The 16,323-nt window shown below is 77.7% G+C and carries 1 protein-coding gene; it reads left to right on the top strand.

The window, feature by feature from the left end; translation table 11 throughout:
* The first annotated feature begins 20 nt into the window (after positions 1-20).
* A complete protein-coding gene (locus ATL51_RS29295) occupies positions 21-16,316 on the top strand; it encodes a type I polyketide synthase (RefSeq protein ID WP_100877982.1) in 16,296 nt (5,431 codons plus the stop codon).
* Positions 16,317-16,323 lie beyond the last annotated feature (7 nt).

Raw genomic sequence — 16,323 nt, 5'->3', positions numbered from 1 at the left:
CGCGAGTGAGGGAACAGACGATGAACGAGAAGCACGCGTCCGGCACCGCCGGTGGCAACGACGTCGTCACCGCGCTCCGCGCCGCGGTGAAGGAGACCGACCGGCTGCGCCGGCAGAACCGGATGCTGCAGTCCGCGGCCACCGAACCGATCGCCGTCGTCGGCATGGGCTGCCGGTTCCCCGGGGGCGTCGACTCGCCCGAGGCGCTCTGGGACATGGTCGCCGCGGGCACCGACGTGATCTCCGGGTTCCCCACCGACCGTGGCTGGGACCTCGACGCGCTGCACTCCGGTGGCACCGACGCCCGGAACACCGAGATCAGCATGCGGGGCGGGTTCCTCGACGGGGTCGCCGACTTCGACCCCGGCTTCTTCGGGATCTCGCCGCGCGAGGCCGTCACCATGGACCCGCAGCAGCGGCTGCTGCTGACCACCGCCTGGGAGGCGATCGAGCGCGCCGGCATCGACGCGGCCGGGCTGCGCGGCAGCCGCACCGGCGCGTTCATCGGCACCAACGGGCAGGACTACGCCTACCTGGTGGTCCGCTCGCTCGACGACGCGACCGGCGACGTCGGCACCGGGATCGCCGCCAGCGCCGTGTCCGGGCGGCTGTCCTACACCCTCGGGCTCGAGGGCCCCGCGCTCACCGTCGACACCGCCTGCTCGTCCTCGCTCGTCGCGCTGCACCTCGCAGTGGCCTCGCTGCGCAACGGCGAGAGCTCCCTGGCCCTGGCCGGCGGCGTCAACGTCATGTCGACGCCCGGGTCGCTGGTCGAGTTCAGCCGCCAGGGTGGCCTGGCCCGCGACGGGCGCTGCAAGGCCTTCGCCGAGGGCGCCGACGGCACCGGCTGGTCCGAGGGCGCCGGGATCCTGGTGCTGGAGCGGCTGTCCGACGCCCGCCGTCTCGGGCACCCGGTGCTCGCGGTCGTCCGCGGGTCCGCGGTCAACCAGGACGGCGCGTCCAACGGGTTCACCGCGCCGAACGGGCCGTCCCAGCAGCGTGTCATCCGGGCCGCGCTCGCCAACGCCGAGCTGTCCGCCTGCGACGTCGACGCCGTGGAGGCGCACGGCACCGGCACACCGCTCGGCGACCCGATCGAGGCGCAGAGCATCCTCGCCACCTACGGGCGGGACCGCGAGCGGCCGCTCGCGCTCGGCTCGGTCAAGTCGAACATGGGACACACCCAGGCCGCCTCCGGTGTCGCCGGGGTCATGAAGATGATCATGGCGATGCAGCACGGGGAGCTGCCCAGGACACTGCACGTGGACCGCCCCTCGACCCACGTCGACTGGTCCGCGGGCGCGGTCGAGCTGCTCACGCAGGCGCGCCCGTGGCCGGCCGTGGAGCGGCCGCGGCGCAGCGGCGTGTCCTCCTTCGGGGTCAGCGGCACCAACGCCCACGTGATCGTCGAGCAGGCGCCTGCCCCGGCCGAGCCCGCCGCCGAGCCCGCCGCCCGCCTCCCGCAGGCGCTGTCCTGGACGGTCTCGGCCCGCACCCCCGCCGCCCTGCGCGACCAGGCCGCCGCGCTGCTCGCCCACGTCGAGCGCGACCACGCCCCGACCGCGCTGGACACCGGGTACTCCCTCGCCACCACCCGCGCCGTGCAGGAACACCGGCTCGCCGTCGTCACCGGACCGGACGGACGGGCCGGGCGCGAGGCGCTCGCCGGCTGGCTGGAGCACGGGAGCGCGCCGGGCGTCGCCCTCGGCCACGTCACCGGACGTCCCCGGCTCGCCGCGCTGTTCTCCGGGCAGGGCGCCCAGCGGCTCGGCATGGGCCGCGAGCTGTACGAGCGGCACCCGGTGTTCGCCGCCGCGTTCGACGAGGTCCTCGCGCTGCTCGGGGACGACCTGCGGGACGTCGTGTGGGGCACCGACGCCGCCGCGCTCGACGAGACCGGGGCGACCCAGCCGGCGCTGTTCGCCGTCGAGGTCGCGCTGTACCGGCTCGTCGAGTCCTGGGGCGTGACCCCGGACCTCGTCGCCGGCCACTCGATCGGCGAGATCGCCGCCGCCCACGTGGCGGGCGTGTTCTCCCTCGACGACGCCTGCCGGCTGGTCACCGCGCGCGCCTCGCTGATGCAGGCGCTGCCCCGCGGTGGCGCCATGGTCGCCGTGGAGGCGACCGAGGACGAGGTCACCCCGCTGCTCACCGACGGCGTCGCGATCGCGGCGGTGAACGGGCCGTCGTCGGTCGTCGTGTCCGGCGACGAGGACGCCACCCTCGCCGTCGCCGCCCGGCTCGCCGAGCAGGGCCGGCGCACCAGCAGGCTGCGGGTGTCGCACGCGTTCCACTCGCCGCTGATGGACCCCATGCTGGCCGAGTTCGCGGCCGTCGCCGAGGGACTGTCCTACGCCGAGCCCCGGATCCCGCTGGTCTCCACCCTGACCGGGGCACCCGCCACGGCGGAGCTGTGCGACCCCGGGTACTGGGTGCGCCACGTCCGCGAGGCCGTGCGGTTCGCCGACGGGGTCGGCGCCCTCACCGACGCCGGCGCCCGGGTGTTCCTGGAGATCGGCCCGGCCGGGGTGCTCACCGCGCTGGCCGCACGGTCCGCGCCCGACGCCGTGACGGTGGCGCTGCAGCGCACCGACCGCGGCGAGGAGGAGGCGACCGTCGCCGCGCTCGGCGCGCTGCACGTCGCCGGCACCGCCGTCGACTGGGAGGCCGCCCACGCCGGCACCGGCGCCCGCCGCACCGACCTGCCCACCTACGCCTTCCAGTACGAGCGGTACTGGCCGAAGGCGGTGCAGCGCCCGGGCGACGCGGCCGGGCTCGGGCTCGCCCCCGCCGACCACCCGCTGCTCGGCGCCGCGATGTCCGTGGCCGGGTCCGACGAGCTGCTGCTCACCGGCACGCTGTCCCTGACCACCCACCCGTGGCTCGCCGACCACGTCGTCGGCGGGATGGTCTTCTTCCCCGGCACCGGCTTCCTCGAGCTCGCCGTCCGCGCCGCCGACCAGGCCGGCTGCGACCGCGTCGAGGAGCTCATGCTCGCCGCGCCGCTCGTGCTGCCCGCCACCGGCGCGGTCCAGATGCAGATCGCCGTCGGCGCGGCCGACCCCGACGGCACCCGCGACGTCAGCGTGTACGCCCGTCCCGCGCAGGACCCCGACGCCGACTGGACCCGGCACGCCACCGGCCGGGTCGCCTCCGGCGAGCAGGTCGCGGAGTTCGACGCCCGCACCTGGCCGCCCGCCGGGGCCGAGCCCGTCGACATCGACGGCCTCTACGACCGCTACGCCGGCAACGGGCTGCAGTACGGCCCGGTCTTCCGCGGCCTGCAGGCGGTGTGGCGCCGTGGCGACGAGGTCCTCGCCGAGGTCGCGCTGCCTCCGGCCGGGGCCGAGGACGCGGGCGACTTCGGCCTGCACCCCGCCCTGTTCGACGCCGTCCTGCACAGCACGGTGTTCGCCTCCGCGGACGGGGACGACCGCAGCCTGCTGCCGTTCGCCTGGAACGGGGTGTCCCTGCACGCCGGCGGCGCGACCGCGCTGCGCGTGCGCGTCACCTCCGCGGGCCCCGACGCCGTCCGGATCAGCGCGGCCGACCCGCAGGGCAACCCGGTGATCTCGGTCGACTCGCTGACCCTGCGCGCCGCCGGGCCGGACGCGGCGGCCCCGGACCGCCGGGACCCGGGATCGCTGTTCCGGATGGACTGGGTGCCGCAGACCCTCACCCCCCGGCACACCCCGGCGACCTGGGCGGTCCTCGACGGCTCGGGAGCCGGCGATGTCGCCGCCGCGCTGACCGCCGAGCCCACCGCCGTGTCCACCGTGCGGACGGTCACCGGTCTCGCGGACCTCCACGACGCCGACCCGCCCGACCTGGTCGCCGTCCCGCTGACCGCCCCCGGCTCCGTCGACACCGGCCCCGCCGCCGCACACACCCTGACCCGCGAGGTCCTCGCGCTGCTCCAGCAGTGGCTCGCCGACGACCGGCTCGCCCGGACCCGCCTCGTCGTACTCACCCGCGGCGCCGTCGCCGACGGCTCCGGATCGCCGCTCGACCTCGCCACCGCACCCGTGTGGGGCCTGCTGCGCTGCGCGCAGTCGGAGAACCCCGGCCGGCTGCTGGTCGCCGACCTCGACGACACCCCGGCGTCGCTCGCCGCGGTCGCGCAGCTGCCCGCGCTGTTCGACGCCGACGAACCGCAGGCGATCGTCCGGGACGGCGCCGTGCGGGTCGGGCGGCTCGCCACGCTGGAGTCCGGCGCCGCGCTCGTCCCGCCGGCCGGGACCCCCTGGCGGCTCGGCTGCCGCGCCAAGGGCAGCCTCGACGGCCTCGAGCTGGCGCCGCACCCGGACGTCCTCGCCCCCCTGCGCGGGCACGAGGTCCGCGTCGGGATCCGCGCCGCGGGGCTGAACTTCCGCGACGTCCTCAACGCGCTCGGGATGTACCCCGGCGACGCGGGGCTGTTCGGCTCCGAGGCCGCCGGCGTCGTCACCGGGGTCGGGCCCGAGGTCACCACGCTCGCCCCCGGCGACCGCGTCACCGGCATGCTGTTCGGCGGGTTCGGCCCGCTCGGCGTCACCGACGAGCGGCTGCTCACCACCGTCCCCGACGGCTGGGACTGGGAGACCGCGGCGTCGGTCCCACTGGTGTTCCTCACCGCCTACCACGCCCTGGTCGACCTGGCCGACCTGCAGCCCGGCGAGAAGGTGCTGATCCACGCCGGAGCGGGCGGCGTCGGCATGGCCGCGGTGCAGATCGCGCACCACCTCGGTGCCGAGGTCTATGCGACGGCGTCGGAGCCCAAGCAGGATGTCCTGCGCGGGCTGGGCGTCGCACCGGACCACATCGCCTCCTCGCGGACCCTGGAGTTCGCCGGGACCTTCGCCGGGGCCGGGATCGACGTGGTCCTCAACGCCCTGTCCGGGGAGTTCGTCGACGCCTCGATGGGCCTGCTGGGCGACGGTGGCCGGTTCCTGGAGATGGGCAAGACCGACATCCGCGACCCCGCGGACCTGCCCGACGCGATCACCTACCGGTTCTTCGACCTCGGCGCCGTCGACCCGCACCGCATCCAGCAGATGCTGGTCGCGCTGGCCGGGCTGTTCGCCGACGGCGCGCTGTCCCCGCTGCCCGTGCGCAGCTGGGACGTGCGCCACGCCGTCGAGGCGTTCCGGTTCATGAGCTCCGCCCGCCACGTCGGCAAGCTCGTGCTCACCGTCCCGCCGCCGCTCGACCCGCAGGGCACCGTGCTGATCACCGGCGGCACCGGCGGGCTCGCCGCCGCGCTGGCGCGCCACCTCGTCGCCACCCACGGCGTGGCGCACCTGCTGCTCGCCGGCCGCCGCGGGCCCGACGCCCCCGGCGCGACCGCGCTGCGGGAGGAGCTGACCGCGGCCGGTGCGCAGGTCACCGTCGCCGCCTGCGACGTCGCCGACCGCGACGCGCTGGCCGCCCTGCTCGACGGCGTCGACCCGGCGCACCCGCTCACCGCCGTCGTGCACACCGCGGGCGTCCTCGACGACGGCACCGTCACCTCCCTGACCCCCGCCGCCGTCGACGCCGTGCTGGCCCCCAAGGTCGACGCCGCCTGGCACCTGCACGACCTCACCCGCGACCACGAGCTCGCCGCGTTCGTCCTCTACTCCTCCACCGCCGGGGTGATGGGCGGACCCGGCCAGGGCAACTACGCCGCGGGCAACACCTTCCTCGACGCACTCGCCGCGCACCGCCACGCACTGGGGCTGCCCGCCACCTCGTTGGCCTGGGGCGCCTGGGAGCAGGGCGCCGGGATGACCGGTGGCCTGTCCGACCACGACGTCGCCCGGGTCGGGTCCGGCGGCATGCCGCTGCTGAGCGTGGAGCGCGGGCTCGCCCTCTACGACGCCGCGACCCTCGCCGCGGAGCCCCTCGTCGTCCCGCTCGGCCTGACCGGCGGCGGGACCCCGCCGACCGCAGGCGGCGTCCCCGCCGTGCTGCGCGGCCTGGTCCGCTCCGGCGGCCGCCGCCGCGCCGGCACCGCGGGCGTCGCCCGGGCCGGGCTGGCCGAGCGCCTCGCCGGGCTCCCCGCCGACGGCCGGGGCGCGTTCCTCGTCGAGCTGGTCCGTACCGAGGCCGCGACCGTGCTCGGCCTCGGCTCCGGGGACGGCGTCGACGCCCGTCACGAGTTCCGGCGGATCGGGTTCGACTCGCTCACCGCGATCGAGCTGCGCAACCGGCTGGGCAGCGCGTCCGGGCTGACCCTGCCCGCGACGCTGATCTTCGACTACCCGACCCCGGAGCGGCTGGCCGCCTACCTGCTCGAGGAGCTCGCGGGCGAGGACACCGGCCCCGTCGGCGACGGCCCCGTGGTCGCCCGCGCCGACGCCGACGACCCGGTCGTGGTCGTCGGGATCGGCTGCCGGTTCCCCGGCGGCGTGGGCTCCCCGGAGCAGCTGTGGGACCTCGTCGCGAACGGCACCGACGCGATCACCGGCTTCCCACCGGACCGCGAGTGGGACCGGCACCCGCCGCTGGGTGGCGGTGAGCCCGCCGACCTCACCGGCCAGGGCGGGTTCCTCGACGACATCGCGGGCTTCGACGCGGAGTTCTTCGGTATCGCCCCGCGTGAGGCGCTGGCCATGGACCCGCAGCAGCGGATCCTGCTGGAGGTCGCGTGGGAGGCCGCCGAGCGCGCCGGGATCGACCCGCACACGCTGCGCGGCAGCCGTACCGGGGTGTTCATGGGGGTGTCCGGTCAGGACTACTCCGGCCTGGTGATGCGCTCCGCCGACGACATCGCGAGCCACGCGACCACCGGCCTCGCCGTCAGCGTCGTGTCCGGGCGGCTCGCCTACGTCCTCGGCCTGGAGGGCCCCGCGCTCTCGGTCGACACCGCCTGCTCCTCGTCGCTGGTGTCCCTGCACCTCGCCGCGGCCGCACTGCGGTCGGGCGAGTGCGACATGGCACTCGCCGGCGGCGTCACCGTGATGACGACCCCCGCGAACTTCACCGGCTTCTCCCGGATGGGCGGGCTGGCGGGCGACGGGCGCTGCAAGGCGTTCTCCGACTCCGCCGACGGCACGGGCTGGTCCGAGGGTGCGGCTGTGCTCACCCTCGAACGGCTCTCCGCCGCGCGCCGCCACGGGCACCGGGTACTCGCCGTGGTCCGCGGGTCCGCGGTGAACCAGGACGGTGCCTCGAACGGGCTCACCGCTCCGAACGGGCCCGCCCAGCAGCGGGTCATCCGCCAGGCGCTGGCCGACGCCGGGCTGGAGCCCGGTGACGTCGACGCCGTCGAGGCGCACGGCACCGGCACCCCGCTGGGCGACCCGATCGAGGCCCAGGCCGTGCTCGCCACCTACGGCCGGGAGCGGGACCCGCAGCGGCCGCTGCTGCTGGGGTCGGTGAAGTCGAACATCGGGCACACCCAGTCCGCGGCGGGCGCCGCGGGACTGATCAAGATGATCATGTCGATGGCGCACGGGGAGCTGCCGCGGACCCTGCACGTCACCGAGCCGTCCTCGCACGTGGACTGGTCCGACGGCACCGTCGCCCTGGTCACCGAGCGGACCCCGTGGCCGGAGACCGGACACGCCCGCCGCGTCGGGGTGTCGTCGTTCGGGATCAGCGGCACGAACGCCCACGTGGTGCTCGAACAGCCGCCCGCCACGCAGCCGGCACCTCCGGACGCCGCCACCCCGGACGCCGCCACCCCGGACGCCGCCACCCCGGACGCCGCCACCCCGGATGCCGCCGGCCCGGACGCCGCCGCCCCGGAGGTCGTCGCCTGGCCGGTGTCCGCCCGGACCGAGGCCGCCCTCGACGCCCAGCTCGACCGCCTGCGCACCGCCGCACCCGGCCTGACCCCGGCCTCCGTCGCGCGCACCCTCGCCACCGGACGGGCCCTGTTCGAGCACCGCGCCGTGCTGCTCGCCGGGCCCGGCGGGACCACCGAGGCCGCCCGCGGCACCGCCGGCACCCGCGGCACCGCGTTCCTGTTCTCCGGGCAGGGCGCCCAGCGCCTGGGCATGGGCCGGGAGCTGCACGCCCGGTTCCCGGTGTTCGCCGATGCGTTCGACGAGGCCGTCGCCCTGCTCGACGCCGAGCTGGGCGGCACGCTGCGCGAGGTCGTGTGGGGCGAGGACCCGGACGCCCTGGACCGCACCCGGCACACCCAGCCGGCGCTGTTCGCCCTCGAGGTGGCCCTGTACCGGCTCGTCACCTCCTGGGGGATCCGGCCCGGCCGGCTCGCGGGCCACTCGATCGGTGAGATCGCCGCCGCGCACGTCGCCGGGGTGTTCTCCCTCGCCGACGCGTGCCGCCTGGTCGCCGCCCGCGCCCGCCTGATGGACGCACTGCCCGCCGGCGGCGCGATGACCGCCGTCGAGGCGGGCGAGGACGAGGTGGCCCCGCTGCTCACCGACGGCGTCGCGATCGCCGCCGTGAACGGGCCGAGGGCCGTCGTCGTGTCCGGCAGGGCGGCCGAGGTCGACGCCGTCGCCGCCGTGCTGGCCGCCCGCGGCAGGCGCACCACGGCGCTGCGGGTCAGCCACGCGTTCCACTCGCCGCTGATGGACCCGGTCCTCGACGAGTTCCGCGCGGTCGCGCAGGACCTCGGCTACGCCCTGCCCACGATCCCGGTCGTGTCGCTGCTCGCCGGGGCGGGATCACCGCACGACCTGGCGACCCCGGAGCACTGGGTGCGCCACGTCCGGGAGGCCGTGCGCTTCGCCGACGGCCTGGCGACCCTGACCGCGAGCGGGACCACCGCGTTCCTGGAGATCGGCCCCGACGGTGTCCTGTCCGCCCCGGCCCGGGCCGCGCTGCCCACCGTCGGGGACGACGCCGCCGTCGTCACCCCGGCCCTGCGGTCCGGCCACGGGGAGCAGGCCGCGCTGCTCACCGCGCTGGCCCGCCTGCACGTGGCCGGGGTGGACGTCGACTGGGCGGCCGGGCTCGGCGGCGCCGCTGCCGCCCCCGGTGCCGACCTGCCCACCTACGCCTTCCAGCACGAGCGGTTCTGGCCGCGGCTCGCCGCGGGCCCGGCCACCGGCACCGGCGAGGACACCGAGTTCTGGGCGGCCGTCGAGCGGGAGGACCTCGGCCTGCTGGCCGCCCACCTCGACGTCGACGGCGAGCGGCTCGGCGCCGTGCTGCCCGCACTCGCGGCCTGGCGCAGCCGCCGGCGCAGCGACGCATCGCTCGACCGGCTCCGTTACCGCGAGTCCTGGCGCCCGCTGGCGCTGCCCACGGCCGTGGAACCGGGCCGCCACCTCGTGCTCGTCCCGGCCGTCGCGGCCGGGGACCCCTGGGTCGGCGAGGTCGTGGACGCCCTCGGACCGGACACCGTCCGGGTCGACCTCGACGGCACCGGCACCGACCGGGCCGGCCTCGCCGCGGTGCTCACCGGGCACGCCGACGCCGGGCTCACCGGGATCGTGTCCCTGCTGGCCCTCGACGAGACCCCGTGCATCCCCGCCCCGCGCGACGCCGCATCCGGTGCGGACGCGGTGCCCGGTGTGGACGCGGTGCCCGCCGGGCTCGCCGCGACCGCGGCACTCGCCGCGGCGCTGGCCGACGCCGGCGTCACCATCCGCGTGCACGCCGTGACCCGCGGCGCCGTGGCACCGGCGGGCGACGGCCCCGCCGCCCCCGTGCAGGCCGCCGTCTGGGGCCTCGGACGGGTCGCCGCGCTCGAGCTGCCCCGCCGGTGGGGCGGCCTGGTCGACCTGCCCACCGAGCTCGACGCCGCCGTCCTGCGCAGGCTGCCCGCGGTGCTGGCGGGCGAGGAGGACCAGGTCGCGCTGCGCGCCACCGGTGCCCACGGCCGTCGGATGACCCCGGCACCGACCCGCCCCGCGGACGGCCCCGACACCGCGGACACCCCCGCCTGGACCCCGTCCGGCACGGTGCTGATCACCGGGGGCACCGGTGCGCTGGGCGGCCACGTCGCCCGGCGGCTGGCCGCCGACGGCGCGGAGCACCTGGTGCTGCTGGGCCGACGTGGTCCGGACGCGCCGGGCGCGGACGCCTTGCGCGCGGAGCTGGAGGCCTCCGGCGCCGCGGTCACGGTCCTCGCCTGCGACGCGGCCGACCGCGCACAGCTGCAGGCGGCGCTGGCCGCGATCCCGGCCGACCGGCCGCTGACCGGCGTCGTGCACGCCGCCGGCGTCCTCGACGACGGCGTCCTCACCGGCCTGACCACCGACCGTCTCGCCGGGGTGTTCCGCGCCAAGGTCACCCCCGCGCTGCTGCTCGACGAGCTGACCCGCGATCTCGACCTGGACGCGTTCGTGCTGTTCTCCTCGGTGGCCGGCAGCGTCGGCAACCCCGGCCAGGCCGGCTACGCGGCGGCGAACGCCGTCCTCGACGCGCTCGCGGCACGCCGGGTCGCCGACGGCCGACCGGCCACCGCCGTCGCCTGGGGTGCCTGGGCGGGCGCCGGCATGGCCGCCGCCCGCACCGCTACCCGCACGGACGGGTTGCTGGACCCGGACCTCGCCGTGCGGGCGCTGGTCCGCGCGGTCGCCGAGCCGGCGCCGACCCTGGTGGTCGCCGACCTCGCCCACCCGCGCCTGCTGGAGGCGCTGCTCTCGGTGCGTCCCAGCCCGCTGCTCTCCGACCTGCCCGCGGCGCGCGACGTCGCCCGGGCGGCCCGGGAGACCCGCCGGCAGCGCGACGACGTCGCGGGCGGGCTGGGAGCACGGCTGGCCGCCGCCGGACCGGAGGACCGGAGGACCGTCCTGCTCGACCTGGTCCGCGACACCGCCGCCGCGGTGCTCGGGCACACCGGCCCGCAGGCGATCCGCCCCGGCAAGCCGTTCGGCGACCTGGGCTTCGACTCGCTCACCGCGGTGGAGCTCAGCAACGCGCTGTCCGCCGCGACCGGGCTGTCGCTGCCGGCGAGCCTGATCTTCGACCACCCCACGCCCCGCGTGCTGGCCGCGCACCTGGTCACCGAGCTCACCGACGGCTCCGACGGCTCCGGCGGCACCGGACCGGTCGAGCCCACCGCGGTCGACGGCGACGACCCGGTCGTCGTCGTCGCCACGGCCTGCCGGTTCCCCGGCGGCGTCAGCACGCCCGAGGAGTTCTGGCAGCTGCTCGCCGACGGCGGCGACGGCATCACCGGCTTCCCCACCGACCGCGGCTGGGACCTCGACGTCCTCGCCGGTGACGGGCAGGGCCGCAGCGCCACCCGGGAGGGCGGCTTCCTGCACGACGCCGCCGGCTTCGACCCCGGCTTCTTCGACATCTCGCCCCGCGAGGCCGTCGCCATGGACCCGCAGCAGCGGCTGCTGCTGGAGACCACCTGGGAGGCGTTCGAGCGCACCGGGACCGACCCGGAACGGCTGCGCGGCAGCCGCACCGGCGTGTTCGTCGGCACCAACGGGCAGGACTATGCGAGCCTGCTGCTGCGCTCCCCGGACGACGTCGAGGGCCACGCGGGCACCGGCCTCGCCGCGAGCGTCATCTCCGGCCGGCTCGCCTACGCGTTCGGCCTGGAGGGGCCCGCGGTCACCGTGGACACCGCGTGCTCGTCGTCGCTGGTCGCGGTGCACTGGGCGGCACAGGCGCTGCGCGCGGGGGAGTGCGACGCCGCGCTCGCCGGCGGCGTCACCGTCATGTCGACCTCCACCAGCTTCGCCGGCTTCACCCGCCAGGGCGGGCTCGCCCCGGACGGACGGTGCAAGGCGTTCTCCGACGACGCCGACGGCACCGGCTGGTCCGAGGGCGTCGGCGTGCTGGTGCTGGAGCGGCAGTCGACCGCCCTCGCCCGCGGGCACGAGATCCTCGCCGTCCTGCGCGGCTCGGCGGTCAACTCCGACGGCGCCTCGAACGGCCTCACCGCGCCCAACGGGCCGTCCCAGCAGCGGGTCATCCGCCAGGCACTGGCCTCCGGCGGGCTGACCCCGGCCGACGTCGACGCCGTCGAGGCACACGGCACCGGCACCGTGCTCGGCGACCCGATCGAGGCCCAGGCGCTGCTCGCCGCCTACGGCCGGGACCGGGAGCACCCGCTGCTGCTCGGCTCGGTGAAGTCCAACATCGGCCACACCCAGGCCGCGGCCGGCGCCGCCGGCCTGATCAAGATGATCCTCGCGCTGCGGCACGGCACGCTGCCGCGCACGCTGCACGTCAGCGCCCCGTCGAGCCGGGTCGACTGGACCGCCGGCGCGGTCGAGCTGGTCACCGAGCAGGTGCCGTGGCCGGAGACGGGCCGGGTCCGCCGGGCCGGGGTCTCGTCGTTCGGGATCAGCGGCACCAACGCCCACGTCGTGCTGGAGCAGGCCCCGCAGCTGCCGGAGCCCACCCGGGTACCGGCGCCCGTGGTCACCCCGTGGGTGGTCTCCGCCCGGTCGGCGGCCGCGCTCGACGCCCAGCTCGACCGGCTCCGCGCCGCGACCGGCGGCCCGGACGCCGCGGCCGCCGCCGAGGTCGGACAGGCGCTGGCCACCGGCCGGTCGCTGTTCGAGCACCGCGCCGTGCTGCTCGCCGACGCCGACGGCGTCACCGAGGTTGCCCGCGGCGAGGCGGCCGAACGGTCCACCGCGTTCCTGTTCTCCGGGCAGGGCGCCCAGCGCCTCGGCATGGGCCGGGCACTGCACGCCCGCCACCCGGTGTTCGCCGACGCGCTGGACACGACCCTCGCCCACCTGGACCCGACGGTGCGCGCCGTGCTCTGGGGCGAGGACCTCACCGCGCTCGACGACACCGGGGTCACCCAGCCGGCGCTGTTCGCCGTCGAGGTCGCTCTGTTCCGGCTGCTGGAGTCGTGGGGGCCGACCCCGGACGCCGTCGCCGGGCACTCGGTCGGCGAGATCGCCGCCGCGCACGTGGCCGGGGTGTTCACCCTGGAGGAGGCCTGCACGCTCGTCACCGCCCGGGCCGGCCTCATGGCGGCGCTGCCCGCCGGCGGCGCGATGGTCGCCGTCGAGGCGGACCCCGACGACGTCACACCACTGCTGACCGGCGGCGTGGCCGTCGCCGCGGTGAACGGCCCGTCCGCGGTGGTCCTCTCCGGGCCCACGGACGAGGTCTCCGCCGTCGCGGACGCGCTCGCCGCCCGCGGCCGCCGCACGCGGGCGCTGCGGGTCAGCCACGCCTTCCACTCGCCGCTGATGGAGCCGATGCTCGACGGGTTCCGTGACGTCGTCGCCGGTCTGAACCCCGTCGAGCCGCGGATCCCCGTGGTCTCGACGGTGACCGGCGCCGCGGCCACCACCGAGCTGTGCGACCCGCAGCACTGGGTGCGGGGCGTGCGCGACACCGTGCGCTTCGCCGACGCGGTGCGGACACTGACCGGGAGCGGGACCACCGCGTTCCTCGAGATCGGCCCGGACGCGGTGCTGTCCGCGCCGACCCGCGCGTGCGTCGACGACACCGCGGTGGTCGTCCCGGCCCTGCGCGGCCCGGACACCGAGGAGCGCGCGCTGCTCACCGCGCTGGGCAGGCTGCACGTCGCCGGGACCGGGGTGGACTGGACGGCGGTCCTCGCCGGGACCGCGGCCGGCCGGGCGGCGCTCCCGACCTACCCCTTCCAGCGGGAGCGGTTCTGGCCCACGGTCGCCGCCACGGCCCCCGCCGACGCGGGCGGCCTCGGCCTGCGCGCCGGCGGACACCCGCTGCTCGGCGCCGCGACCACCGTCGCCGGGTCCGGCGAGATCCTGCTGACCGGCCGGCTCACGCCCACCCTCGTGGACCCGGCCGCCGGCGACCTGCCCGCGCTGCCCGCGGCGGTGCTCGCCGAGCTCGCCGTCCGCGCGGGCGACGAGGCCGGCGTGACGACCGTCGAGGAGCTGACGATCACCGCCCCCCTGGGCAGCGGGACGGCGCAGCTGCTGCAGATCCGCGTCGGGGAACCGGACGACGACGGCCGCCGCACGCTGGCCGTGCACGCCCGCGCCGCCGACGACCCGGACGGCCCGTGGACCCGGCACGCCGGCGGCACGCTGTCCGCGGCCGCCGCGCCGGTGCCCGAGCCGGAGCCCGTGTGGCCCCCGCAGGGCGCCGAGGCGCTGACCGGGCTGCCCGACACCGTCGGACCGGTGCGGGTCCGCGGGGGGTGGCGGCACGACGGTGACCTGCTCGCCGAGCTCGAGCTCACCGAGCAGCCCGCCGGTTACACCCTGCACCCGGCGCTGCTCGACGTCGCCGTCCGGTTCGGCACCTCCACCGACGTCGCCGACCTCACCGCGCTGCGGGGCCTCACCCTGCACGCCTCGGACGCCACCGTGCTGCGGGTCCGCCTCACCGACCGCGGCGACGGCACCCGGGCACTCGCCGCGTCGGACGCGCAGGGCGCACCGGTCCTGACCGCGGGGGAGCTCACCCTGGCCGAGCGCACCGCCGCGCCCGGCACCGCCGCGCCCGGCACCGCCGCGTCCACCGACGCGGTCCTGCTGACCCTCGACTGGACCGCCGCGCCCGCCGCGGACCCCGCCGGCACGGCCGGGTGGGGGGTCCTCGGCGGTGCGCTGCCCGAACTCGACGCCGCCCTGACCGCGTCCGGCCCGACCCCGCCGGTCCGCGCCGGCTCGGTCGGCGCGCTCCTCGACTCCGGCGACCCGCTGCCCCCGGTCGTCCTCGCGCCGATCACCGGGGCGCCGATCACCGGGGCGCCGGGAGCCGGGACACCGGACATGGGGGGCGCGGATCTCCCCGGCCGGACCCGCGCCACCACCGGTGCCGTGCTGGAGCTGCTGCAGCGCTGGTCCGGCGACGCCCGCACGGCGGGCTCGCGGCTCGTCGTCGTCACCCGGGGCGCGGTCGCCGCCGGGCCGGGCGAGGACGTGCACGACCTGGGCGCCGCCCCGGTGTGGGGGCTCGTGCGCTCCGCCCAGTCCGAGGTCCCGGGCAGCGTGCTGCTGCTCGACCTCGACCCGGCCGACCCCGGCGCCGGTCTCGGTGCCGCCCTGGCGGCACTGCCCGGCCTGGCCGCGGCCGGGGAGACCCAGACCGCCCTGCGCGGCGGTGCCCTCACCGTCGCCCGGCTGACCCGTGCCCCCGCCCACGACCCCGCCGGGATCACCGCCCCTCCGGCGTGGGACCCCGACGGCACGGTCCTGGTCACCGGCGGCACCGGTGGCCTGGGCGCCCTGCTCGCCCGGCACCTGGTCACCACACGCGGTGTGCGGCACCTGCTGCTCGCCGGTCGCCGCGGCCCGGACGCGCCCGGCGCGGCGCAGCTGCGTGCCGAGCTCGCCGCGCTCGGAGCCGAGGTCACCCTCGAGGCCTGCGACGTCGCCGACCCGGGGGCGGTCGCGGAGCTGGTCGGCGCCGTGCCGGCCGCCCACCCGCTGACCGCGGTGGTGCACACCGCAGGGGTGCTCGACGACGCCACCGTCGGCTCGCTCGACGCCGCCCGGATCGACCGGGTCCTGGCACCCAAGGCCGACGCGGCGTGGCACCTGCACGAGGCCACCCGGGACCTGCCGCTGGCCGCGTTCGTCCTGTACTCCTCGGTCGCCGGGATCACCGGCGGCCCCGGCCAGGGCAACTACGCGGCCGCCAACACCCTGCTCGACGCGCTCGCCGCGCACCGCGCGGCACACGGCCTGCCCGGGCTCTCGCTGGCCTGGGGGCCGTGGTCGGCCGACGCCGGCATGACCGGCACCCTCGACGCCGCCGAGCGGGAACGACACGAACGGTCCGGGATGCCGCCGCTGGCGCCCGCGCAGGGGCTCGCCCTGTTCGACACCGCCCTGGCCCGGGGGGACCGGTTCGCCGTCGCGGCCCGGTTCGCCGCCGGGGCCGGGACCGCCGTCGACGACGTCCCGGCCGTGCTCCGCGCCCTGGTGCGCGGCAGGCGCCGGACCGCGGCCGCCACCGAGGGCGCGGGCGGTCTGCTCCGCAGGCTCGCCGGGATGGAGCCCGGGGCCCGGCACGCCGAGCTGCTGGCGCTCGTGCGCACCGAGACCGCGGCGGTGCTCGGGCACACCGGTGCCGAGGCGGTCCCCGCCGACCGGCACTTCAGCCGGCTCGGGTTCGACTCGCTCACCGGTCTGGAGCTGCGGATGCGGCTGGCGGCCGCCACCGGGAGCAGGCTCCCGGCGACCCTGGTGTTCGACCACCCCACCCCGGCCGAGGTGGCCCGCCACCTCGACGAGGAGGTGCTCGGCTCGCCGGACCGGGGGGCGTCCTCCCCGCTGGCCGAGCTGGACCGGCTGGAGGCCGCGCTGTCCCCCGACGGCGCCGACGCCGAGACCCGTAGCGGGGTCGCCCGCCGGCTGCGCCGCCTGCTGGAGCAGTGGGACGGGGCCCGCACCGACGGCGCCGACCCCGACGGCCGCACCGCCGTCGACGAGCGCCTCGAATCGGCGAGCACCGAGCAGGTCCTCGCCTTCATCGACAACGAACTCGGCCGGTCGTCGGCGCGCTGACCCCGGA

It is taken from the genome of Pseudonocardia alni (genome assembly GCF_002813375.1).
Lineage (GTDB): Bacteria > Actinomycetota > Actinomycetes > Mycobacteriales > Pseudonocardiaceae > Pseudonocardia > Pseudonocardia alni.
This window is presented reverse-complemented; position numbering and strand designations above follow the sequence as displayed.

Excerpts from the sequence above, each read along its gene's own strand:
- ATL51_RS29295 (WP_100877982.1), top strand. The coding sequence starts at position 21 with ATGAACGAGAAGCACGCGTCCGGCACCGCCGGTGGCAACGACGTCGTC.